Source organism: Nocardia wallacei, from assembly GCF_014466955.1.
Taxonomy (GTDB): Bacteria; Actinomycetota; Actinomycetes; order Mycobacteriales; family Mycobacteriaceae; genus Nocardia; species Nocardia wallacei.
The window spans coordinates 1,712,273-1,733,889 of record NZ_AP023396.1; the positions used below are offsets into that span (position 1 = coordinate 1,712,273).

27 protein-coding genes are annotated in these 21,617 nt (G+C 70.0%); 19 read left to right on the forward strand and 8 right to left on the reverse strand.

The features are described from left to right. Window positions 1–15: 15 nt before the first annotated feature. Entirely contained in the window at window positions 16–555 is a 540-nt protein-coding gene (locus NWFMUON74_RS07915) for a YceI family protein (protein ID WP_187687295.1), read from the reverse strand. A 102-nt stretch (window positions 556–657) separates the two neighbouring features. On the opposite strand from NWFMUON74_RS07915, the gene NWFMUON74_RS07920 reads away from it, so the two are divergent. After that, window positions 658–1,482 carry a helix-turn-helix domain-containing protein gene (locus NWFMUON74_RS07920; protein WP_187687296.1) on the forward strand — a complete coding sequence of 275 codons (825 nt, stop codon included), beginning with the start codon at window positions 658–660 and terminating at the stop codon, window positions 1,480–1,482. 36 nt (window positions 1,483–1,518) lie between these two features. Here the strand turns inward: NWFMUON74_RS07920 and NWFMUON74_RS07925 are convergent, their stop codons facing one another. Next, a complete protein-coding gene (locus NWFMUON74_RS07925) occupies window positions 1,519–1,713 on the reverse strand; it encodes a CsbD family protein (protein WP_187687297.1) in 195 nt (64 codons plus the stop codon). A gap of 172 nt (window positions 1,714–1,885) precedes the next feature. Here NWFMUON74_RS07925 and NWFMUON74_RS07930 point away from each other — a divergent pair, with 172 nt between their 5' ends. The 9 genes from NWFMUON74_RS07930 to NWFMUON74_RS07970 all read left to right on the forward strand — a co-directional run bounded on the left by NWFMUON74_RS07930 (window position 1,886) and on the right by NWFMUON74_RS07970 (window position 5,956). Then, on the forward strand, window positions 1,886–2,452 hold the full coding sequence (locus tag NWFMUON74_RS07930; protein ID WP_187687298.1) for an RNA polymerase sigma factor: 567 nt from the start codon (window positions 1,886–1,888) through the stop codon (window positions 2,450–2,452). Then, window positions 2,443–3,027: an Asp23/Gls24 family envelope stress response protein gene (locus NWFMUON74_RS07935; protein ID WP_187687299.1), complete on the forward strand. Its 585-nt coding sequence runs from the start codon at window positions 2,443–2,445 to the stop codon at window positions 3,025–3,027. Before NWFMUON74_RS07930 ends, NWFMUON74_RS07935 begins: the two co-directional genes overlap by 10 nt. Then, window positions 3,024–3,395 (forward strand): Asp23/Gls24 family envelope stress response protein, encoded by a 372-nt coding sequence (locus tag NWFMUON74_RS07940; RefSeq protein WP_187687300.1) that lies wholly within the window; start codon window positions 3,024–3,026, stop codon window positions 3,393–3,395. Before NWFMUON74_RS07935 ends, NWFMUON74_RS07940 begins: the two co-directional genes overlap by 4 nt. After that, window positions 3,392–3,709: a hypothetical protein gene (locus NWFMUON74_RS07945; protein WP_187687301.1), complete on the forward strand. Its 318-nt coding sequence runs from the start codon at window positions 3,392–3,394 to the stop codon at window positions 3,707–3,709. The genes NWFMUON74_RS07940 and NWFMUON74_RS07945 overlap by 4 nt, the downstream gene beginning before the upstream one ends. Window positions 3,710–3,801: 92 nt before the next feature. Next, the gene (locus NWFMUON74_RS07950; protein ID WP_187687302.1) at window positions 3,802–4,317 is read left to right on the forward strand and encodes an Asp23/Gls24 family envelope stress response protein; all 516 of its coding nucleotides are present in this window, start codon (window positions 3,802–3,804) and stop codon (window positions 4,315–4,317) included. A 1-nt stretch (window position 4,318) separates the two neighbouring features. Beyond that, entirely contained in the window at window positions 4,319–4,507 is a 189-nt protein-coding gene (locus NWFMUON74_RS07955) for a hypothetical protein (protein WP_187687303.1), read from the forward strand. Then, window positions 4,504–4,851 carry an Asp23/Gls24 family envelope stress response protein gene (locus tag NWFMUON74_RS07960; RefSeq protein ID WP_187687304.1) on the forward strand — a complete coding sequence of 116 codons (348 nt, stop codon included), beginning with the start codon at window positions 4,504–4,506 and terminating at the stop codon, window positions 4,849–4,851. The genes NWFMUON74_RS07955 and NWFMUON74_RS07960 overlap by 4 nt, the downstream gene beginning before the upstream one ends. Beyond that, window positions 4,848–5,381 carry a DUF6286 domain-containing protein gene (locus NWFMUON74_RS07965; RefSeq protein ID WP_232110907.1) on the forward strand — a complete coding sequence of 178 codons (534 nt, stop codon included), beginning with the start codon at window positions 4,848–4,850 and terminating at the stop codon, window positions 5,379–5,381. The genes NWFMUON74_RS07960 and NWFMUON74_RS07965 overlap by 4 nt, the downstream gene beginning before the upstream one ends. Then, the gene (locus tag NWFMUON74_RS07970) at window positions 5,381–5,956 is read left to right on the forward strand and encodes an Asp23/Gls24 family envelope stress response protein (protein WP_187687305.1); all 576 of its coding nucleotides are present in this window, start codon (window positions 5,381–5,383) and stop codon (window positions 5,954–5,956) included. The genes NWFMUON74_RS07965 and NWFMUON74_RS07970 overlap by 1 nt, the downstream gene beginning before the upstream one ends. Window positions 5,957–6,004: 48 nt before the next feature. On the opposite strand, the gene NWFMUON74_RS07975 is transcribed toward NWFMUON74_RS07970, so the two are convergent. Further along, entirely contained in the window at window positions 6,005–6,253 is a 249-nt protein-coding gene (locus tag NWFMUON74_RS07975) for a hypothetical protein (RefSeq protein WP_187687306.1), read from the reverse strand. A 288-nt stretch (window positions 6,254–6,541) separates the two neighbouring features. Between NWFMUON74_RS07975 and NWFMUON74_RS07980 the strand changes: the two genes are divergently transcribed. Genes NWFMUON74_RS07980 through NWFMUON74_RS07990 form a run of 3 tightly spaced genes read left to right on the forward strand, consistent with a single transcriptional unit; the run spans window position 6,542 to window position 8,054 of the window. After that, on the forward strand, window positions 6,542–6,865 hold the full coding sequence (locus tag NWFMUON74_RS07980) for an Asp23/Gls24 family envelope stress response protein (protein ID WP_187687307.1): 324 nt from the start codon (window positions 6,542–6,544) through the stop codon (window positions 6,863–6,865). A 20-nt stretch (window positions 6,866–6,885) separates the two neighbouring features. Further along, window positions 6,886–7,395: a DUF6286 domain-containing protein gene (locus NWFMUON74_RS07985; protein ID WP_187687308.1), complete on the forward strand. Its 510-nt coding sequence runs from the start codon at window positions 6,886–6,888 to the stop codon at window positions 7,393–7,395. Continuing rightward, window positions 7,392–8,054 carry an alkaline shock response membrane anchor protein AmaP gene (locus NWFMUON74_RS07990; protein ID WP_232110908.1) on the forward strand — a complete coding sequence of 221 codons (663 nt, stop codon included), beginning with the start codon at window positions 7,392–7,394 and terminating at the stop codon, window positions 8,052–8,054. Before NWFMUON74_RS07985 ends, NWFMUON74_RS07990 begins: the two co-directional genes overlap by 4 nt. Here the strand turns inward: NWFMUON74_RS07990 and NWFMUON74_RS07995 are convergent. Next, window positions 8,021–9,319 carry a D-arabinono-1,4-lactone oxidase gene (locus NWFMUON74_RS07995; RefSeq protein WP_187687309.1) on the reverse strand — a complete coding sequence of 433 codons (1,299 nt, stop codon included), beginning with the start codon at window positions 9,317–9,319 and terminating at the stop codon, window positions 8,021–8,023. The genes NWFMUON74_RS07990 and NWFMUON74_RS07995 overlap by 34 nt on opposite strands. A gap of 56 nt (window positions 9,320–9,375) precedes the next feature. Next, window positions 9,376–10,050 (reverse strand): TetR/AcrR family transcriptional regulator, encoded by a 675-nt coding sequence (locus NWFMUON74_RS08000; RefSeq protein WP_232110909.1) that lies wholly within the window; start codon window positions 10,048–10,050, stop codon window positions 9,376–9,378. Between the two features lie 116 nt (window positions 10,051–10,166). On the opposite strand from NWFMUON74_RS08000, the gene NWFMUON74_RS08005 reads away from it, so the two are divergent. Next, window positions 10,167–11,672 carry an MFS transporter gene (locus NWFMUON74_RS08005; RefSeq protein ID WP_187687310.1) on the forward strand — a complete coding sequence of 502 codons (1,506 nt, stop codon included), beginning with the start codon at window positions 10,167–10,169 and terminating at the stop codon, window positions 11,670–11,672. A gap of 77 nt (window positions 11,673–11,749) precedes the next feature. On the opposite strand, the gene NWFMUON74_RS08010 is transcribed toward NWFMUON74_RS08005, so the two are convergent. Beyond that, the gene (locus NWFMUON74_RS08010) at window positions 11,750–12,886 is read right to left on the reverse strand and encodes a lipase family protein (protein ID WP_232110910.1); all 1,137 of its coding nucleotides are present in this window, start codon (window positions 12,884–12,886) and stop codon (window positions 11,750–11,752) included. Between the two features lie 1,215 nt (window positions 12,887–14,101). On the opposite strand from NWFMUON74_RS08010, the gene pgm reads away from it, so the two are divergent. Then, window positions 14,102–15,736: a phosphoglucomutase (alpha-D-glucose-1,6-bisphosphate-dependent) gene (gene pgm, locus NWFMUON74_RS08015; RefSeq protein WP_187687312.1), complete on the forward strand. Its 1,635-nt coding sequence runs from the start codon at window positions 14,102–14,104 to the stop codon at window positions 15,734–15,736. Between the two features lie 18 nt (window positions 15,737–15,754). Here the strand turns inward: pgm and NWFMUON74_RS08020 are convergent, their stop codons facing one another. Continuing rightward, window positions 15,755–16,420, reverse strand: coding sequence for a DUF899 domain-containing protein (locus NWFMUON74_RS08020; protein ID WP_187687313.1), 666 nt, complete (start codon window positions 16,418–16,420; stop codon window positions 15,755–15,757). Between the two features lie 130 nt (window positions 16,421–16,550). On the opposite strand from NWFMUON74_RS08020, the gene NWFMUON74_RS08025 reads away from it, so the two are divergent. The 4 genes from NWFMUON74_RS08025 to NWFMUON74_RS08040 all read left to right on the forward strand — a co-directional run bounded on the left by NWFMUON74_RS08025 (window position 16,551) and on the right by NWFMUON74_RS08040 (window position 21,230). Continuing rightward, window positions 16,551–17,864, forward strand: coding sequence for an MFS transporter (locus NWFMUON74_RS08025; RefSeq protein ID WP_232110911.1), 1,314 nt, complete (start codon window positions 16,551–16,553; stop codon window positions 17,862–17,864). 35 nt (window positions 17,865–17,899) lie between these two features. After that, entirely contained in the window at window positions 17,900–18,607 is a 708-nt protein-coding gene (locus NWFMUON74_RS08030; RefSeq protein WP_187689017.1) for a DsbA family protein, read from the forward strand. 173 nt (window positions 18,608–18,780) lie between these two features. Next, the gene (locus NWFMUON74_RS08035; protein ID WP_187687315.1) at window positions 18,781–20,568 is read left to right on the forward strand and encodes an RDD family protein; all 1,788 of its coding nucleotides are present in this window, start codon (window positions 18,781–18,783) and stop codon (window positions 20,566–20,568) included. 29 nt (window positions 20,569–20,597) lie between these two features. Then, on the forward strand, window positions 20,598–21,230 hold the full coding sequence (locus NWFMUON74_RS08040; protein ID WP_187687316.1) for a hypothetical protein: 633 nt from the start codon (window positions 20,598–20,600) through the stop codon (window positions 21,228–21,230). A gap of 88 nt (window positions 21,231–21,318) precedes the next feature. Here the strand turns inward: NWFMUON74_RS08040 and NWFMUON74_RS08045 are convergent, their stop codons facing one another. Continuing rightward, window positions 21,319–21,564: a hypothetical protein gene (locus tag NWFMUON74_RS08045; RefSeq protein WP_187687317.1), complete on the reverse strand. Its 246-nt coding sequence runs from the start codon at window positions 21,562–21,564 to the stop codon at window positions 21,319–21,321. Window positions 21,565–21,617 lie beyond the last annotated feature (53 nt).

A 21,617-nucleotide genomic window follows, 5' to 3' on the forward strand; every position in this document is an offset into this window, starting at 1 on the left:
GCGGAACGGACCGGACTAGTCCTGCGGCTCGATGAGCTGGATGTCCAGCTCGATGGCGATCTTGTCGCTGAGCATAGCCGTCGGTACCGCGGTGGCGACGTCGAACTCACTGCGCTTGAAGGTGCCGGTCGCGGCGAATCCGGCGCGGCGCTTGTTGTCGGGCGCCTCCTGCACGCCGCCCCACTCGACCTCGAGGGCGATGGGCTTGGTCACGCCGCCGAGCGTCACCTCGCCGGTGACCTCGAAGTCCTCGGCCACCCGCACCGGCTCGACGACCTTGAAGTGCAGGGTCGGCCGCTTCTCGACGTCGAGCAGGTCGGCGCTGCGGACGTGCTCGTCGCGCTGGGCGTTGCCGGTGTCGAACGAGTCGAGGTACACGGTGGCCTCGATGGCGGCCGTGCCCGCCTCGTCGACGACGAATCCGGTCTCGAAGGAGTTGAAGCGGCCGCGCACCTTGGAGATGCCCAGGTGACGGACGGTGAAGTTGACCGAAGAGTGAGCGGCGTCCAGCTCCCAGGAGCCGGCCTTCAGGGTGGTGTTCGTAGAAGTCGTCATGTCCACCATCATTTCCGGACCGCGGTCCGTTTGTCCACGCCGCCGCTATCCTGGTACTGCCAGGGCGCGGATAACGCGGCCCGGATCGGACAGGATGGTGGCGTGGCACAGTCGGAATTCGGCGAATTTCTCATCGCTCGGCGCGCGCGGTTGCAGCCGGAGGACGTCGGCCTGCCCGCGGGGCGCCGCCGCCGCACACCGGGACTGCGCCGCGAGGAGGTCGCCGCGCTGGCCGGGGTGAGTGTCGACTACCTGGCTCGCCTCGAACAGGGCCGGGATACCAATCCCTCCATGGCGGTGCTCGGCGCGCTGTCCGAGGCGTTGCAGCTCAACGAGGTCGAACGCCATCATTTCGGCAAGCTCGCACTCGGCCTGGAACACGCGGCGGGCGGCTGCCCGTCACCCGGCCGCGCGGAGAACGAGGTCTCCGAGACGCTGCAGGCTGTCCTCGACGCGCTGCACCCGACTCCGGCCGTGGTGCTCGGGCGGTGGCAGAACATCCTCGCCGCCAACGCGGCCTGGCGCGATTTCGCGGAGCCGCTCGGTGTCTACGACGAGGGGATCGACGCCAATCTCGCGCGATACGTCTTCGCCCATCCGGACGCGACCCCGCGCTGGCGCGACTGGCCGGTGGCCGCCGACATGATGATCTCGGCGTTGCGGGCGGCGCGCTCGATCTGGCCCGACGAACCGGGACTGGACGCGCTGATCACCGAACTCCAGCGCCACCCGGAGTTCGCCTGCCGCTGGCGCGAGCACCTGGTGGGTGAATTCCGCACCGGCACTGTGCATCTCGAACATCCCCAGCGTGGCGAGATCGAGGTCGAGATCGAGACTCTCAACCCCGCCGCGGACCAGACCATCCAGGTCTGGCTGGTCGACCGCCGCCGCGCGCACGCGCCCGGCCTCCGGTTGGTGAACGAATAGACCGCAGTTCGGCGAACTGCGGGCGAACTCAACTTCCTACTTACCGAACCGGTCGCGCAGCTTGTCCACGACCTCGCCGAGGGCGGCTTTCACATCGTCGGCGGCCTGCTTCACCCCGGCCTCGGCCTGATCGGTCCTTCCCTCGTCGCGCCGCTGGTCATCACCGGTGACCTGCTTCGCCGTGCCGCTCAGGTCGTCGACGGTGTGGGCGAACTTGTCGTTGGCGGACATTCCGAAACCTCCGTGTGTCGAATCGATGCGGCGCCGATCGGCGCACATGTTCAAGACCGTGCGGAAGCGGTATTCCTCACTTGGCAACCTGTGAGACAACCATCACGAATAATTCCTCGTGACGATTCCCGCCGACGCGTGTCGACCGAGGGAGCAGCGGAGGAGGTGTTGTGTGAGCACGACGGCTACCGCACCCGAGGCGGCGCTGGACGACGCGACCCTCGCGGGCCGGGCGCGCGACGGCGATGTCCGGGCCTACGAGCAACTGGTGCTGCGCTACCAGGGGCCCATGTTCCGGCTCGCCGCGAAGATGCTGGCCGACCGCGGCGAGGCCGAGGACGTCACCCAGGAGGTGTTCCTCCACGCATGGCGCAGGCTCGGCCAGCTCCATGACGAATCGGCGTTCGCGGGCTGGCTGTACCGGATGACCACCAACCGCTGCCTGAACGTGATCAGATCCCGGCAGCCCTCCGCCGACATCGACCCGGACACCACGGCCTCGCCCCGCACCGACACCCGCCCGGAGCACGCGGCGCAGGTGAACAGCCAGCTCGCCGCCCTCACCGCGGCACTGCAGCGGCTCACGCCCGAGCAGCGGGCCTGCTGGCTGCTGCGCGAGGTACACGGCCGCTCCTACGACGAGATCGCCGAGATCGTCGGCACCAACGGCACCGCGGTCCGCGGCCGGATAGCCCGGGCCCGAGCACAATTGGCGGAGGTGATGAAGCCATGGCGGTAGGCCAGACCACCGACAGCGACTACCTGCTCCCCTGCGGGCGCGGCCTGGAACAGGTGTGGGAGCGGCTGGACGCGGTCGACGCCGGACGCGCCGACGAGCACGAACAGACCTGCCCGCACTGTGCCGCCGCCCGCGAGAGCCTGCTCATGCTCCGCGGCGCGACCCGCGAACTGGTCGAGGAACCGGACCCGCCACCCCCGGACCTGTTCGGCCGCATCATGTCCGCGGTGCGCACCGAGGTGCGACGCGGGCGGACCGTGGATCTGCCCACCCCGCATCCCGGGGCGATCGAGGTCAGCGAGCAGGCCGTGGCGGTCGTGCTGCGCTACGCGGCCGACACCGTGGACGGTGTGCGGGCCCGCGGCTGCCACGTGCGCTCGGCCGGCCCGGGATCCGACGGAGCCACCGTCGTGGAGGTGGAGATGACCATCTCGGTGCGTGCCGACGGACGCAGCCTCGGCGAGGTCGTCCCGCAGGTGCGGGAGCGGGTGCGGGCCGCGGCCTCGGCGCGCATCGGCCTGATACTGCAACGCCTCGACGTTTCGGTCGTCGACATCTACGAGGAGGACCGGTGAGTACCACGGCCACCGAAACGGTCGTCGCCGACGCGGTGATCGCCGGCGTCGCCGCCCGCGCCGCGGCCACCGTGCCCGGTGTGCTGCGGCTGGAACCCGGCGTGCTCGGCCTGGTCGGGCAGCTGGCCCGCTCGGGCCTGCAATTGCTGACCAGGCAGGAATCGGCGCCCTCGGGCGGCGTGCGGATCCGGCGCGCGGGCGAGTGGCTGAAGATCCACGTGGATCTGACGATCGCGGCCGGCGGCCACGTCGGCGAGGTCGCCCGGACGGTGCAGCGCGAGATCGCCCGCGTGGTGACCGAGCAGACCGGGGTTGCCGTGGACGAGGTCACGGTCTGCGTGCTCGACATCGAACCGGGGCGCTCGTGACAGCGGAGGGAGAGCTGATCGATGACATCGTCGGCGCGATCGAAACGGTGGACGGACTTCGACCGGCGACACCCCCGGTGCCGCAGAACGCGACCTGGCTCCCGCTCGCCGGCAACCGCTACGCGGTCGATCTCGGCGCGGCGGTGGTCGAGGTCCGCGTGGTGGCCACCGCGCTGCCGCTGCCGCCGCTGGTCGACAAGGTCACCGCCGCGGTCCGGCCGCTGCTGGAGCAGACCGAGTGGGCGCGGGCGAGGCTGCGGGTGGTAGTCGCGGACCTGGCCGCGGAGGCGGTCGGTGACATCGTGGTTACCTAGCTCACACGCACCGGCCGTGACGAACCGCCCGGCCTCGTGTCTTACCGATGAAAGGTCGTTATCCGCTGTAACGCAAGGGAATCGGAGGAATCATGACGAGCACGGCAACCGAGAAGTCGGGCGGGAACGCCGCAAACGCCAAGTCCGACAACGTCAATGCGCCCGCCAAGGCCGACCGCAACGCCGGCGGCCGCCCGGACGCGCTGGTCACCGACCAGGGCACCACCACCATCGCCGACACCGTCGTGCAGAAGATCGCGGGTCTGGCGGCGCGGGAGGTGCGTGGCGTGCACGAACTGGGCGGCGGTGCGGCCCGGGCGTTCGGCGCGCTGCGCGATCGCATCCCGGGTGCGTCCGCCAGTGTGGGACAGGGTGTTTCGGTCGAGGTCGGCGAGCGCCAGGCCGCCGTCGATCTGGATCTGGTCGTCGAATACGGGGTCGCCATCGCCGAATTGGCGCGAGTGGTGCGGCGCAATGTCATCACGGCCATCGAGCAGATGACCGGCCTCGAGGTGGTCGAGGTCAACCTCAACGTCAACGACGTCTACATCGAGGGCGACGACGACGCCGACCAGCAGCAGGCGCAGAGCCGGGATCGGGTGCAGTGATATGAGCGCCACGACGATCTGCCTGATCTGCGGCCTGGCTCTCGGATTCGCCGCGGCCTTCGGTGGTTTCGGCGCCTTCTTCGTCGTGCTGGTGTTCGGCGGGCTGGGCCTGCTGATCGGGCGCTGGCTCGACGGTGACGTCGATCTGGCCGGGCTGGTGCGGTCCGCACAGGATCGGAGCCGCCGATGACAGCCGCCACCGCGGCAGCACCCGGCGCGCCGCCGCGCGAGCGGGAAACGCGCGGCGTCACCGTGGTGAGTGAGCGAGCGGTGCGGCGGATCGCGGCCCGCGCCGCCCGCGAGGTGGCCGGGGTGGAGTCGGACGTGCAGGTGACCGCCCGCGTCGTCGGGGACGCGACGGTCCTGCACGTGCGGCTGCCGATCCGCTATCCGCTGCCCGTCGCGCGGATCACCGACGCCTGCCGGGCCCACCTGATCGAGCGCACCCGCGAGCTGTCCGGGCTGGCGGTGCCGCGGGTCGACATCGACGTGACGGCGCTGCCGACCGACGCCGAACCGGGGCGGGTCCGATGAGGCGCCGGCCACGCCGGGTGATCCCGGCCGTCGTGGTAGCGCTGGCGCTGATCGCGGTGTGCGTGCTGGTCACCGTGTCGGTGATCCAGAAGCTCAGCGGCGCAAAGGAACTCGTCTCCTACGACAGTGTAGCGACGCGTCTGCACGACACCACGTGGGGCAGCGCCTGGGTGCTCGGTGTCGGTATCGCCGTCGTGGTGCTGGGGTTGTCGCTGCTCGCGGTGGCGCTGTGGCCGGGGCGGCCGGTCGTGCTGCCGCTGGAATCGGAGCAGGGCGTGGACGCCGGTATCACCCGGCGCAGTCTGCGGGCCGCCGTCCGGGACGCGACCGAGTCGGTCGATGGTCTGGAATCGTCGCGGGTTCGCCTGGGCGGCAAGAAGATACGTGTGAAGGCGCGCACCCGTCGGCCCGAATCCGAGGTCGGTTCCGCGGTGCGCGCGGCGATCGACGAACGCCTCGCCCTGGTGGGTCCGCGCACGCCGCACACGGTGCGCACCCGGGTGCGCACGGTACGGACAGGAGAAGCCTGATGAGTACGGTCAATCGCCCTGCCCGGCTGAACCGGTCGCTGCTGGCACTGATCGGCCTGGTCCTGGTCGCCGCGGGCGCCTACGCCATCGTGGCCTGGCTCGGCCACCTGAGCTGGGCGGACCCGGACGCCACCCTGGTGCCCGGTACCGCGGCGCCGCCGCGCTGGGTGCTGATCCTGGTCGCGGTGGGTGCGGTGCTGATCGGCCTGGCCGCGCTGCGCTGGCTGGCCGCGCAGGCCACCCGGCTGCCGCGACGCACGCTGTGGCGGATCGGGGCCACTCGGGACGCGGGTACCACGGTGCTCGATTCCGGCGTCGCGGCCGCGCCGGTGGTCACCGATGTCGAGTCCTATCCGCAGGTCCGCTCGGCCGCCGCGCGGCTGTCCGGGCCGGCCGACGCGCCGGAGCTGCATCTGGTGGTGACCGCCGAACCGGACACCGACCTGGCGGCGCTGCGCAAACACATTCTCGGTCATGCCGTGGCCCGGCTGCGCGAGGCGCTCGAGGTTGAATTCGTCCCGGTAACACTGGAATTGCGGCTGGCGGACCGGGGGCGGCTCGCGCGCGCCCGATAAACCGGATCGGCTCGCGACGAAACCGTCGCGAGCCGATGTCACCGGACCCTACTTGCCCAGCCTCTCCTTCGTCCTGCGGGCCGCGTCCTGCATGTCGTCCCGTTCGACGCGGGCGTCGCGTCGCGCCGCGGAATTCATGCGGTCGCCCTCGCGCTTCATGCCCGAACCCATCCGGTCCGCGTCGCGCCGCATGTCGTCGGGCATGCGCTCCGCGTCGCGCTGGGAGCGATCCTTCATGGACTTCTTGCCCTTGTTGGCAACCTGGCCGGGTTTTCGGCCGGTGGAGCGATCAGACATCCGAACCTCCGTTGTCGGTAGGTCTCACGTCCGAACTATGAGAATGGACGAGAATGCTCGTCCGTCGTGCCGTACAGCGTTGCCCGGCCCCGCTTCCGGCGGGTGTGCCGCGACAACCCATTCAGCTCAGCAATCATCTGGACAACAATTGCGCTCACCATCGTGCCCACTGGTCGGGGGCGATGTCAATGGCGGCCCGGCGCGTATTCCGGCTTCCGTCCGGACTTGCGGTTAGGGTTTCGCTATCACCGGGGAAATCGAGCTGACCACACCGAAACGGGAGGAAGCATGACGAGCACGGTGACCGCGATCGAGCCCGCCACGGCGCCGCCCGTGCCGGCCGCGGAGATCGACGCCGCGGCCCTGCGGCGGGTGGTGATCGACGCGGCCCGCGAGATCACCGGCGTCGCGCGCGACGTGCAGGCGCAGGCCAGGCTCTCCCGCGGCGCGGCGGTGCTGTCGTTGCGATTGCCGATCCATTATCCGATGCCGATCTGGCAGGTCGCCACCGTCTGCCGCGCGCACGTGCTGCGCCGCATGCGGGAGCGCACCGGTGTGCCGGTGCGGCGGCTGGACATCGATGTGGCGGACCTGCCGGGGCGGATGCGGTGAGGCGGCGGCCGTGTCGCGCCGTGCCGGCCGCGGTGCTGGCGCTCGCACTGCTGGCCGTATGCGTGATCGTGGTGTTGTCACTGGTCCAACGGCTCACCGGCGCAGGGGATTTCGCCGTATGGGCGGGTATCGAGCACCGGCTGCGCGAGACGGTCTGGACCGACGGGTGGGTGGCCGGTTTCGGGGCCGCGGCGGTGCTGGGGGGTATCGTGCTGCTGGGCTTGGCGGTGCTGCCGGGGCGTCCGGTGGTGTTGCCGCTCACCGCCGATGACGGCATCGCGGCGGGAGTGACCCGGCGCGGCCTGCGCACCGCGTTGCGCGCGGCGGCACAGTCGGTCGAGGGCGTGCATTCCGCGCGAGTCACCCTGCGGCGCAAGACGGTTCGGGTAGTGGTCCGCACGCCCCGGGCGCACCCCGCCGACCTCGCGGAAGCCGTCCGCGCGGCGGTCGGCGAGCGGATCGACCGGATCGGGCCGCGGTCGTCGCCGCGTATCTCGTTGCGTCTGCGCCACACCGGGAGCATGCGGTGACCGCCGGTGCGCTCACCGACCGCGGTCGGCGCGTCGAAGGCAGCGAATCCCGCCGGGCGGTGGCGCGTGGTGAGAGCATCCGTCGCCGACCGCCCGCGGTGGTGAATCGCACGGTGCTCGGGGTGACCGGATTGCTGGTCACGGCGGTCGGCGCCTTGGCGCTGGCGGCCCACTACGGGCGACTGAGCTGGGTGGACGCGGGCTCGCCGGTGCTCGCGGACCGGACCCGGCTGCCGACCTGGCTGCTGTGGGTCGTCGTCGCGGTGGCGGGCGTGCTGGGGCTGGCCTGCCTGCGCTGGGCCACCGCGCAGGTGACGCGGATGCCGCAACCCGTGCGCTGGCGGGCCCGTCCTCCGGAATCCGGCGACCGGACCGCACTGGCCGCCACGACCGTCGCCCGGCCCGTGGCGATCGACCTGGAAGGCTACGACGGAGTGCGCTCCGCCGCGGCCTGGGTGTCCGGGCCCGCCCGCGCCCCGGAGCTGTACCTGGTGGTGACCGCCGAACCCGACACCGATATCGGTGCGCTGCGCGCCCACATCCTCGACCATGCCGTGCCGCGCCTGTGCCAGGCGCTCGAGGTCGAAACGGTCTCGGTCGCAATGGAATTGCGGTTCGCGCGGGCTCAGTCGACGGGGCCGAGCACTCGCTCGACGTAGGCGTTGGTGAAGCGGCCCTTCGGATCGAACCGGCGGCGGACCTCCTGGAATCGGTCCCACTCCGGATAGCGCGGCCGCAGCGTTCGAGCCGTCTGGAAGTGCCGCTTACCCCAGTGCGGCCGCCCGCCGTACTTGTCGAAAACCGCCTCGCAGGCACGGAAATACGGCTCGTAGGCCATGCCGCGGTACTGGTGCACGGCGATGTAGCAGGTGTCGCGGCCACCGGCCGGGGACAGGAAGGCGTCGTCGGGCGCCACCCAGCGCACCTCGATGGGCATCGGGGTGTCGAATCGCTGGGACAGCTCCTTGATCTCGCGGATGGCGGGTGCCGAATGCTCGCGCGGTATCGCGTATTCCATCTCGGTGAAGCGAATCAGCCTGGGGGAGGCGAACACTCGATAGGACCGATCCACCTGACGGCGATAGCTGCCCGCGTAGGCGGCGCCGCGCTGTACCCACGGAATGAGTTGCGGCCGACGGCGGCACAGCCGGGCCAGCGCGTCGAAGGTGTGGTTGGAGACCAGGATGTCGGCGAACCAGTCGACGGCCCTGCCGCGCGGCTGCTCGGGCAGCTCGACGCGATTGTTGCGCTTGGTCATCGCCAGCGGGCTGTGCGCGAACATGTAGAACTCGAAATGCTCGTTGCCGTCGATATATTCGTCGAGATCGGCGAGCACGTCGGTCACCGGCACCGGGCGTTCGACACCCTCCAGGACGAACGAGGGCACCAGCTCCAAGGTGACGGCCGTGACCACGCCGAGGGCGCCGACGTGCACGCGCGCGGCGCGCCAGCCGTCGGGGTCGCTCTGTTCGTCGAGCTCCACCCGGCTGCCGTCGGCCAGCATCAGTTCCACCGAACGCAGTGCGGCGGAAAGGTTCTGCAGGGTCGCGCCGGTGCCGTGCGTCGCGGTCGCGGTGGCTCCGGAGATGGTCTGCACGTCGATGTCGCCCAGGTTCGGGAATGCCAGGCCCAGTGGATGCAGCGCCGCGCTCAGCGCGTTGAGCGTGGCCCCGGCCTCCACCCGGGCCAGCCCGGCGGCGCGATCCACGTGCAGGATCCGGTCCAGCTTCGACAGATTCAGCAGCATGCCGTCGGTCAGCACGGCGTCGGTGAACGAATGGCCCGCGCCCGCCACGCGCACGGTCTGTCCCGCGGCCTCGGCGCGCCGCAGTAGCTCGGCCACGTCCTCGGGGGAGCCGGGCGCCGCTGTCGCGGCGGGCGCGCACTGCTGGTCGCCGGCCCAATTCACCCAAGAGTTGGTCATGCGTCCAACTTTAGGTCATGTGCTGTGACGGGCGCTACCCGTGGTGGATTTCGGACTTATCGGCGACGGCAGGCGAAGGTCTGCGCCTTGGCCTCGTCCACCTCGTCGTCACGCAGGGGCGGGACGGGCAGGGGCTGACGCGGGACCGAATCGGCGCGCACCCCGTCCAGCGCGATCGCCAGATAGCGCCGCCAGACCTGATCGTTCACCGGCTTGGAGAAGGCGGCGATCGACTCGACCATGTTGATGATGGCGAAGAAGTCCGGCGCCTCGATGCCCGGACGCAGCACGCCCGCCCGGTGGGCGCGGTCGACCAGGCGCGCGATCTGCGGCTTGATCCGGTCGCGGACCGACGCGAAACGCTCCATCGCATCGGGCAATTCGAGCATGACCTCGCTGAAGCCGCGGTTACCGGCGAAATGCTCGCAGGCCCACTCGAACAACTCCACCACGGCGGCCCAGGGGTCCGGGTTGCGATTGGCGCGCTCGGTGGCCTCGGCCATGGCCGCGACGGTCTGATCGAAGACCTCGATGATCAGTTCCTGCTTGTTCGCGAAACGCCGGTACACCGTGCCCACGCCCACACCCGCCGCCTCGGCGACATCGTCCAGCGTGACCTCCAGTCCGCGCTCGGCGAAGAGTCTGCGCGCAGCCTCGACGATCCGCTGTTGGTTGCGGGCGGCGTCGGCGCGCAGACGCCGAGGTGCGGACATGGTGGTGGTGCGATTCACACAGTCATGCTAGCAAGCATCGGGATTAAGTGGAGGCATTCTCTCCGTTATGGTGGTAGCTTTCATACCAAGCGGAGGAACCGCCTCCGCATACGGTCACCGGACTAAGGGGCTCCATGACAACCGCGATCGACCTGGAAAAGGATGCGGCGACCGAGTCGTCGAATGCGGGCCGCCGCGGCTCGCATGCACTGCGCTGGTGGGTGCTCGCCGTGCTCGGCGTCGCCCAGTTGATGGTCGTGCTCGACGCGACCGTCGTGAATATCGCGCTGCCTGAGGCGCAGCGCGACCTCGGCTTCTCCAACGGTGATCGCCAGTGGGTGGTCACCGGATACGCGCTGGCCTTCGGCAGCCTGCTGCTGCTCGGCGGGCGCCTGAGCGATCTGTTCGGGCGGCGCAACACCTTCATCACCGGTCTGGTCGGCTTCGCGGTCGCCTCGGCCGTCGGCGGCGCGGCCACCGGATTCGAGATGCTGGTGGCGGCGCGCGTGGCCCAGGGCGTGTTCGGCGCACTGCTGGCCCCGGCTGCCCTGTCGCTACTGACGGTGACCTTCACGCAACCGGCCGAGCGGGCCAAGGCCTTCGGCATCTTCGGCGCCGTCGCCGGTACCGGTGGCGCGCTCGGGCTGCTGCTGGGCGGCGCGCTCACCGAATGGGCGTCGTGGCGCTGGGTGATGTACGTGAACCTGATCTTCGCCGCGATCGCGCTCGTCGGCGCGGTGCTGCTGTTGGCCAAGCATGTGACCACCGAGCGCCCCAAGCTCGACATCCCCGGCACCGCCGTGGTGACCGTCGCGCTGTTCGGCATCGTGTACGGCTTCTCGCACGCCGAGTCGCACGGCTGGTCCAACGGTGTCACGCTGGCGTTCCTGATCGGCGGCGCCGCGCTGCTGGGCGTGTTCGCCTGGCTGGAGACTCGGGTCGCGCACCCACTGCTGCCGCTGCGCATCGTGCTCGACCGCACTCGCGGCGGTGCCTACCTGACGGTGTTCGTCATGGGCATCGGGATGTTCGCGATCTTCCTGTTCCTGACCTACTACATGCAGTTGACGCTGGGCTACTCGCCGATCGTGACCGGTGTGGCGTTCCTGCCGATGGTGGCGGGCATGGTGGCCTCGTCCACGACCGTGCCGTCGTTCGTGCTGCCGAAGCTCGGGCCGAAGGTCACGGTGGCGGGCGGCTTCCTGGTCGCCGCCGCCGGCATGGGATGGCTGACGCAGATCGGCCTGGACACCGGCTACGCCACGCACATCCTGCCGGCGCTGATCCTGATGGGCCTGGGCCTCGGTGGCTCGATGTCGACCGCGTTCCAGGGTTCGACCGCGGGCGTGCACCACGACGACGCGGGTGTCGCGTCGGCCATGGTCAACACCAGCCAGCAGGTGGGTGGCTCGATCGGCACCGCGCTGTTGAGCACCATCGCGTCCTCGGCCGCGGCGAACTACATGTCCACCCGGCAGGGCGGCAACCCGCTCGACGTCGCGCAGTCGATGATCGAGAGCTACACCACCAGCTTCTGGTGGGCGACGGCGATCTTCCTGGTCGGCGCGGTGCTGGCCGCGGTGATCATGCCGAACACCGTCCCCGCGCCCGCCGAGGGCGAGCCGGTGATCGTGCACTGAGATACGGTGAACAGGACTGTGCCCCAGCCGGTTTCGGCTGGGGCACAGTTGTGCCGGCCGGGCGCGAACGCACCCACTCAGCAGTTGCTCGGTGCGGGCACCCCCGCGAAGCGGTCCGCGAGGTAACCGAAGGCGCTGGCGGAGCCGGGGGCGATGGCCGCGGTGTGGTCCGCGCCCGCGATGATGTCGAACCGCACGGGGGTGCCCGCGGCGCAGTAGCGGCCCGCCACATCGCGTGCCAGCCAAGGGTTCACGACATCGGACCCGCCGTGCCACTGGTACACCGGGGTGCGCGGGACGCCCGGGAAGGTCTCCAGACTGTTCTCGTGCAGCACGCCGATCTGGGCTCCGCTGACATCGTCCACGCCGCCGGTGAAGTAGTCCGAGAAGCTCCGATTCGCGCCCGCGCCGATGATTTCGTCGGTGCACGCGTTGGCGATGCGGTCGCGCAGGTCGCGACCCGCGGGAGTCATTCGCTCGTCCAGTGACATCACGTCGGGGTACTCGCGCTCGAGTCCATTCGCGGCGGCGAAACCCAAGCCGAACATGGGACTGGGGGCCGCGCCCACGTCGAGGGCGAGCTTGCCGATATTCACCGGCACCCCGCCCATGGCCGTGCCGACGAGGGGCAGTTCGGGTGCGTATTCGGGGGCCAGCGCAGCCGCGAAGCCGGTCGCCATGCCGCCGCCCGAATAGCCCGCGAGTGCGACGGGGCTGTCGGCCTGCCCGGCGGGTGCGAAGCGTTTCACCGCGCGGATTCCGTCGAGGGTCAGCCGTCCGCCGAGCCGCGCCGCCCCGTAGGCGCTGGTCGGACCGAGATGGTCGGGTACCGCCACGGCCCAGCCGCGCGCCAGGAGCAGGTTCAGCGCCGGGGCTTCGCGCAGGCTGCCGTCGAACAGGGTGTGCGAGGGCGCGCAGTGCAGGCCCAGCGAATTCACGAACGGCTGATACGACACCAGGGGACGTGCCCCACCGCTGCCGGGAACCAGCAGCGTCGTCACCGCCGCGATGGGCGCGTCCGCGGAATTCGTCGAGCGGTAGACCAGTTGCCAGGCCGTCGCGCCCGGGAATCCGGCCGCGGGCACGGTGCGGCTGCGTACGACATCACCGGGTTGATAGGACCCGATGTCGGGTGGGGCCCAATAGAAGGGGTCGGGTTCGGCGATCGGATAGACCGCGGCCGGGGCGGGCCCCGCGCCCGCTGTTCCCGCCACCGTCGCCAGCGCCGCGAGAACGGCTGCGAGACGGAAACAATCGCGTCGCCGCGTCCCGCCGCGTACCCGATGCCGCACCGCTGCGGTGGTTCCCGGACGGTGTGCGGCAGATTCACCGTGGTCTCGTCGAGGTACACACCGGGCGAGCGAAGCAGCCCCCAGCCGGGTGCGGACTGACGTGCGATTCCGCCTGAGAAGGTCTTGCCGTCGCGCGATCGCCATCGTTGCTCCCTGCTGTTTCCGATGCGGACAACCGGCAGCGGCGGGACGCGCGCCGACCGGACGAGCCTGATCTCAGTGCTGGAAGTGCGCCCGGTCGTGGCTGCGGGCGGCCCACTCGCCGAGGAGCGCGCCGCTCCCGGCAGGACGGCCAAGAGCAAATACTGGGCAAGCGAATTGAGTAGTGCTATTACACCAGACCGGCGCGCCGCAACGGAGCCGCCGCGCCGGAATCCCTGGCCCCGACAAGGTCTCGGGCATCCGGTGCGGCAGCGCGAACGACGAGTTCGTCCCGCCCGCCGCCGGAGCCCATCCGCCGTGCCGCGACGCACGCGACCCGGCGGTACGGATTATCGGCCGGTGACCGGGCGGGTCGCCGCGTAGCGGTCGCTGCGGGGTCGCTGGCGGTTAGCATGGTTCGGCAGGTATCGGACGCGGGCAGGAGGTTGGCCAGGTGGATTCGTGGACCGGCGCCCGGGTGGGCGGAGTCGCCGGTGGAGCCGGTCGGCACGCCCCCAGCGGGCCTGGTCGGCGGCACGAGTCTTTGCCCGCCACAAGCCGATCCGATAGGCTGGACAACTCTTGTGCCGGGTGGTTTCCCCCCTCGTCGGCCGACGTCGGCGAGGTTCGTAAACTGCTCGAATCGGATGCGCCGGCGAGGCGGGATGAACGACGAGACGGCACGACGATTGGGGGCAGTGATGAGCGAGGCACCGACGCTTCCGGTGGTGCGCACCGTCACGGAAGCCGCTGCGTGGCAACCCGTTCCGCGCGCCACCGCGACCGTGGCGCCGTCTCCGGGGCAGGTGTGCGATTACGGAGTGAGCCGATGACGCCGCGTCCGGTCCGGTGCGCGCAACGCGCCGGGCGTCCGGCCCGTCCGTCGGTGTCGGTGCCGTTCGCTACGGTATTCCTCCTGGGCAAGCAGTGGGTGCGGCCATGATCGTGATGACCAGCCCCAGCCGGACAGCACCGATACGGAAAGGAGGTTCGAGCATGGCCCATGAGCGAGCCGGGCGACCGGCGCGGGCCTCCGATCTCGAAGACCTTCCGCATCTCGTCACGGCGTACTACAGCTGCATTCCCGACCCGTCGGATCCCGCGCAGCTGGTGCAGTTCGGCACCTCCGGCCATCGCGGCTCGAGCCTGGACTGCGCGTTCAACGAGGCCCACATCCTGGCCATCACGCAGGCCATCGTCGAGTATCGCGCCACCCGCGGCATCACGGGTCCGGTCTATCTCGCCCGCGACACGCACGCGCTGTCCGAGCCGGCCTGGAGCACGGCGCTGGAGGTGCTGGCCGCCAACGAGGTGACCGCGATCGTCGATGCGCGCGGCCGCTACACGCCCACCCCGGCGCTCAGTCACGCGGTGCTGCGGCACAATCGGGGCGGCACCCGGCACCAGGCCGACGGCATCGTCGTCACCCCGTCGCACAATCCGCCGCGCGACGGCGGCTTCAAATACAACCCGCCGCACGGCGGCCCGGCCGACACCGTCGCCACCGACGCCATCGCCGAGCGCGCCAACGAACTGCTGCGCGGCGGCCTCGCGGGCGTCAAACGCACCACGCTGCAACACGCGCTGGACACCAGCGTCGAGCGTTACGACTATCTCGATCACTACATCGCCGACCTGCCCAACGTGCTGAACCTGGACGCGGTGCGGGGCGCGGGTGTTCGCCTGGGCGCCGACCCGATGGGCGGCGCCAGCGTCGACTACTGGGAGGAGATCGGGCAGCGCTACGACCTCGAGCTCGAGGTCGTCAACCCGTTCGTCGACCCCACGTGGCGTTTCATGACGCTGGACAGCGACGGCAAGATCCGCATGGACCCCTCCTCGCGATACGCCATGGCCTCGCTCGTCGCCATCCGCGACGACTACGACATCTCCACCGGCAACGACGCCGACGCCGACCGGCACGGCGTGGTGACTCCCGATGCGGGCCTGATGAATCCGAACCATTTCCTCGCGGTGGCCATCGAGTACCTGATCGCCAACCGGATGGGCTGGGACGCGCTGACCAAGATCGGCAAGACGGCGGTGACATCCTCGATGATCGACCGGGTGGTGAGCGTGCTGGGCCGCCAGGTGCACGAGGTGCCCGTCGGTTTCAAGTGGTTCGTGCCCGGATTGTTCAGCGGCTCCTTGGCTTTCGGCGGCGAGGAGAGCGCCGGCGCGTCCTTCCTGCGGATGGACGGCACGGTGTGGTCCACCGACAAGGACGGCATCCTGCTGGCGCTGCTGGCCGCCGAGATCACCGCGGTGACGGGGCAGAGCCCGTCCGCCCGCTACGCCGAACTGGAGAAGCGTTACGGCAGCCCGGCATACGCCCGCATCGACGCCACCGCCACCGCACAGCAGAAGTCGCGACTGGCCGCGCTGACGCCCGACGACATCAACGCCACCGAGGTGGCCGGCGAGCCCATCACCGGCATCCAGACCCGCGCCCGGGGCAACGGCGCGGCGCTCGGCGGTGTCAAGGTGACCACGGAGAACGCCTGGTTCGCGGCGCGCCCGTCCGGCACCGAGGACAAGTACAAGATCTACGCCGAGTCCTTCGAGGGGCCCGAGCATCTCGCGCAGGTGCAGTCCGCTGCCGAGGACGTGGTGGGCCGGGCGCTCGGCTGAGCCGAGCGCGGCGGCGGATCAGTACTCGTCGCGCTTGCGGGGCCAGTCGTCGAAATCGTCGCCGCGGCCGCGCGGCGCCCGGTCGAGCAACTGCCAGGTGGCGTTGAGCGCGTCGGTGCCGCGATCGTAGGTGGAGTAGGTGTGGTAGACCACGCCGTCCTCGCGGGCGAAGCAGCTCAGCGCCATCAATTCCATGACGTCGAGCATGTTGCCGGGCCGCCGCGGTGTCGGGACCCGCATATGTTCGTAGAAGTCGTCGTTGAAACCGTTGTCGCCCAGGGAAACCCACTCGACATCCCAGCCGAAGCGGCGCTTGTAGTCGTTGAGGACGGGCAGCGGGGAGCGCGAGGCCAGGATGAACGTCACGTCGCGGTGGGCCAGATGCGGGACCGCGCCGACGAGATTGTCGGTCTCGAACGTGCAGCCCGGGCAGCCCGCCGGGGTCTTCGGCCCGTGCATGAAATGCCGGATGATCAGCTGGGACCGGCCGTCGAACAGTTCGGCCAGCGTCTTGGTGCCGGAGTTGGTGTCGAACAGGTACTCCTCGGTCACCGGGACCCAGGGCAGCTGCTGTCGCTTGCGGGCGAGTTCGTCGCTGCGCCGGGTCAGTTCCTTCTCCTCGGCGCGCAGCTCCTCGTAGGCGGTCCGCCACTGTTCCCGGGTACCGGCCGTGCGTGTAGACATGACATGGTCCTTCCGCGAAGAGACTCCTTCTCGAAAGGACGGGACCGGCGCGGCGAATTCATCGGTGCGCTGCGGGAAGCGGTGCCCACCGGCGCGGGTTGTAGTGGTGCGTGAGCGAAGGGCAGGTCGGGTGAGCGGCAGGAGACCGGGGCGATTACCGGTCGAGATCTCGGTGCTGATCGGCGCGGCGTTCATCATCGCGCTCGGGTTCGGGCTGGTGGCGCCGGTGCTGCCGCAGTACGCGCGCAGCTTCGGGGTCGGGGTGGCGGCGGCGTCGGCGATCGTCAGCGCGTTCGCGCTCATGCGGTTGCTGTTCGCGCCGGTCAGCGGGCGGCTCGTGCAACGACTGGGGGAGCGGTCGGTATATCTCGGCGGCTTGCTGATCGTCGCGCTGTCGACCGGGGCGTGCGCGCTGGCGCAAGGGTACTGGCAGCTGATCGTGCTGCGGGCGCTGGGCGGCATCGGCTCGACGATGTTCACGGTGTCGTCGCTGGGCCTGGTGATCCGGTTGTCGCCGCCCGGCGAACGGGGGCGCGTCTCGGGACTGTGGTCGACCAGTTTCCTGCTCGGATCGCTGGGCGGTCCGCTGGTCGGCGGGGCGCTGGCCGGGCTCGGGCTGCGAATGCCGTTCGTGATCTACGCGGTGGCGCTGCTGGCGGCCAGCGGTGTCGTGTACTGGAGCCTGCGCGGTTCGCAGCTCGCGGCGCCCGAGGCGCCCGGCCGGGTGCGGGTGATGACCTTCCGCCAAGCCGTGCGGCGGCCCGCCTACTGGGCGGTGCTGTGGTCCAATTTCGCGAACGGGGCCGCGGTGTTCGGGGTCCGGATGGCGCTGGTGCCGCTGCTGGTGGTGGAGGTGCTCGGGGAATCCGGCGCCGCCGCCGGCGTGGTGTTGACGGCGTTCGCGGCCGGGAACGCGGCGGTGCTGTTCGTCTCCGGCCGGATGTCGGATCGCTTGGGGCGCAAGCCTTTTCTGATCACCGGCACGCTGGTGTGCGCCGCCGGGACCATCGGGCTGGGGTTGTCGCCGAATCTGGGCTGGCTGCTGGTGGCGTCGTGCGTCGCCGGGCTCGGCTCGGGAATGTTCACGCCGTCACAGCAGGCCGCCGTCGCCGACATCATCGGACCGGATCGTCGCGGTGGGCCCGTGCTGGCCGGTTTCCAGATGGCCGCCGATCTGGGCACCGTGCTGGGGCCGGTGTTGGTCGGCGCGCTGGCGCAACGGATTTCGTTCGGCTGGGGGCTGGCGGTGACGGGTGCGCTGCTGGTGGTGGCCGCCGTCGGCTGGGCGGCGGTGCCGGAGCCGCTGCGCCGCCCGGCCGTCGTGGATCCGGTTCCGGGTGCGGGGCACGCGCTGACGCGGCGTGTCGCACATGGGTCATTTGCGTCGTATCGGCGCGCGTCCGATTCGGGCGGTCGCGGGTGTTTTGGCAGAGTGGACCCGTGAATTCCTCTTCCGGATCGAAGTACACGCCGCGGCCGATGTCGAGCCGCACCAGCTATGCCCTCGGTGCCGTGGCTCTGGTGGTGATCGCGGTGATCGTGGTGCTGGTGGTGCGTTGGAACAGCGACAGCGGCCCGAGCGTCCGCGACGACGGATACGGGCCTGTACACGATCCGGGCGTGCACGCGCTGCTGGACTCCGACGGCGCCATCGTGCTCGGCAAGCTCGACGCCGCCAAGACCATCGACCTCTACGAGGACCCGCTGTGCCCCGCGTGCGGGTCGCTGGAACACCTCTACGGCCAGGAGATCGCGCACAAGATCGACGAAGGCAAGCTGGCCGTGCGGTACCGGCTGGTCAACTTCCTCGACTCGAATTCGGGCAGCAAGGACTACTCGTCGCGCGCGGTGGCGGCCAGCGAGTGCGTGGCCGACTACGGTGACGGCCCGGTGTACTCCAAGTTCCACGAGTTGCTGTTCACCACCGAGCAGCCCGGTGAGAACGGCGGCGACCTGAGCAACGACAAGCTGTCGGCCCTCGCCGAGCAGGCCGGCGCACCCGACGACGTCGCGCAGTGCATCAGCAAGGGACAGCGGGTCGACTCCGCGCGCAACCATGCCGAGGCGGCGCTGACGGCGCTGAAGGCCGCGCTGGGCGGGAAGCGGGTGCAGACGCCGACCGTAGTCGACGGCACGAAGGAGATCGACGTCAACAACGAGGAGTGGGTGGCTCAGGTCGCCGGGTGAATCCGGCCCGGGTCGTTCGTCCGAACTCGTATCGGTGAAATCACCAGTCTTTCGCCCGGCCCGCTGCTCGACAGGATCCCGGGCCACCGGTCTGCTACGAATGGGAGGGGCGGGGCCGAACCGCCACGCCCGCATCGCCTCTCGCATGTGACGGACTGGATGGACTTGGGAATGTGACGTCGGAAGTCGGCCTTCGTTACACCTCGTGGCCCGTGCGGGTGTTGTCGGCGGTCATCGATCTGCTGTTGGTCGGGGTGCTGCTGGCGGTGGGCATCGTCGTCGCGCGAATCCTGCACCCCTGGCTGACACCGGAGGTGATGGGCCGTCCCGGAAGCACGCTCGGGTATGCCGCCTCGATCGAGCGGTCCCGAACCGTGACGCGGTGGCTGGTGGCGTCGATGCTGCTCGTCGTCGGACTACTGAGCCTGGTCAATACCGTTGTGGTGCAAGGGTTGACGGGGCGCACGCTCGGGAAATTCGTCACGGGTCAGCGCCTGATCGATCCAGGAACGGGGCGCGCGGTCGGCGTCGGCCGGGCGTTCCTCCGCCAACTCGCTCACACGGTGGACGCCCTTCCGTGCTATCTCGGATTCTTCTGGCCGCTGATCGATGAGCAGCGGCGCACGTTCGCGGACATGGTGGCCAAGACCGTGGTGGTCCGGGGGCACGGGGCGGAGGTTGTGGGGGCGGGGACAGCGCCCGTGGGATCGACGCAGGCACTGACTCGGACGGAAGCCGCAGGGTCGACCGTGCAGGCGGAGGCCGTGGGGTCGACCATTCGCGCGGAGTCTGTCGAGTCGGCGTCGGGGGTGGTGGCTGTGGGACCGACCCTGCGGGAAGTCGTCGCCGCACACGGGCCACTGGACGAGCCTGTGGTGCGTGACCTCGCGCTGCGGTCGGCGCAGGCCCTGGCCGTCCGGCACGACCGAGGTGGCGTGCATGGGCGCGTCGGACCCGACGCAGTGCGCCTGACGGCACGAGGCGCGGTGCTGACCGACGAGTCGGCGGGTCCGGCGCTGTTGCGTCCTCCCGAGGCCGTTCTCGGACAGTACGTCGGCCCCGCCGCGGACATCTTCGCGCTCGGCTCGACGCTGGTCTATGCCGCGACAGGCAACCCGCCCTTCGGATCCGGATCCGACGACGTCATCGCCCAGCGGGTAGTGGAGGCGGAGCCGGATCTCGCGTGGGTTCCGGCCGGACTGCGCGATGTCCTCGCGAGCTGCCTTGCCAAGCAACCGGGAGATCGTCCGACGGCAGCGGCTCTGGTCGGGCTGTTCGGCGGTGCGGCGGTCGCGGGTGCCCAACCCGCTTCTCCTCCAGCCGAAATCGCCGTGCGGTTCGCGACGGGAGCGACGGCAGGGACCGAAACACCGTGGAACGCGACACCGGTCGGCGCCTCGTCCGGGCGGCGGACGTGGCGAGTGGTGTTGCCCTGGATCGTCACTGCGGTGTGTGTGGTGGCTTCGGCTGTGGTGACCGTGGTTGTCACCGTGCCGTCCTGGGGGACCGGGGGTGGTTACACCGCGGGCAGGATCGGCAATGCTTGCGAGCTGATCGACCTCGGGATGCCCGATGGTCCCGCACTGCCGCCCGCGCACACCGAATCGCGAGCGTCGCAACCCTACTCGAGCCACCATTGCCGGGTGCGTTCGTCGGCCACGGTGTTGTCGGTGCTGGCCAGGGTGGTGAACGACGGCCACAGTCCCCAGGCGATGTACGACAAGGCGCGTGCGGATGCGGCGCGCGAGGCGGGGGGATTCCTCGACGCGACCAGCGTCGGGTGGCTCGGACTGGGCGAGCATTCCTACTTCCATGTCCTCGACTCACGACAGTGCGTCGTCGGCATTCTCGACGACAACCTGTTTGTGGAGGTGTGGGTTCTTCGGCTGCCCGACGCCACCGTGCAGGTCGGGCCGGTCTGTCAGCACCAGGCCACGACGGTCTGGGAGCGCCTCCGATGACGAAAAGGTCTGCGCGTCACCTTGTTTCGATGCCGTGGTCGTTCGCGGGTCTTTCGGTGATCATCCTGGTCGTCGCTGTCGTCGTCGCGGCGTACGTAGCGGTGGTCCGGGACACCGGGTCTTTCCTGCCCGGAAAACCTTCGTTCGCCGGGCAGCGGCAGACGTACCGGGAGAGCCTCGGATATCCCTGCGATCTCATCGATCTGCCCGCGCTGGAACGTGTGGCCGGCGCGGCCGCGGTGCTGAGGCCGAGAAATTACCCCAGACCGTTCGACTGCGTCGCCGAGGTTCCCGATCGCGGCCTGCAATTCACACTTCTGGTCTTTGTCTTCGAACCGAACGACAGTCCTCGCTCGGTGTACGACTCCCGCCCGATCGCCCTGCCGGAGGACTTCCAGGATTGGGACTATTCGGCCTTCCGCTTTCGAGATGATCTGGGGGAGAGCGCCTTCCAATCCTCGTCCGGGCGGGCATACTCCGGCCCCCTCCGGGTGAGTTCGACGACCTACACGGCTTCGGTGCACCTTGTCGTCTACGACGCGAACCTCTATATCGACGCCACGCTCACGATGCCGATCGAATGGCGGTCGGACAAGTTCGCCGCTCTCGAGCAGGCATGTGAGAGCGAGGTTCGTACGGCGATGCAGCGCTCACGCGCATGACCTCGCCGGATCCGATGCCCGGGCGGAATCCCCATACCGCCCGGGTGGGATCCCGGTGTGCCCGCGCAGGCTGCGGACGATTCGCGGGCTATCCGGGGTCGGGCGGCTCGGGCTCGTCGCCGAGCAGCGTCTCGTAGATTCGATTACGGGCGTCGGCGATGGCGTTGATGGTGTCGCGCAGTTGGGCCGCCATGGCGGCGTAGCCGCACCCGGCGTCGGCCTTGTCGAGCTCGGACTCCAGGCGTCGGCGGATCTGTTCCAGGGCCGCGATGCGTTCGCGTTCCACGCCGACGTCGATGACGGTCGGTGCCGGAGGACGGTCCGGGTGTTCCATGACTTGCCGTGTCCTCGGGGGTCGGTGATGGACCGGGTGCGCCCGGTGAATGG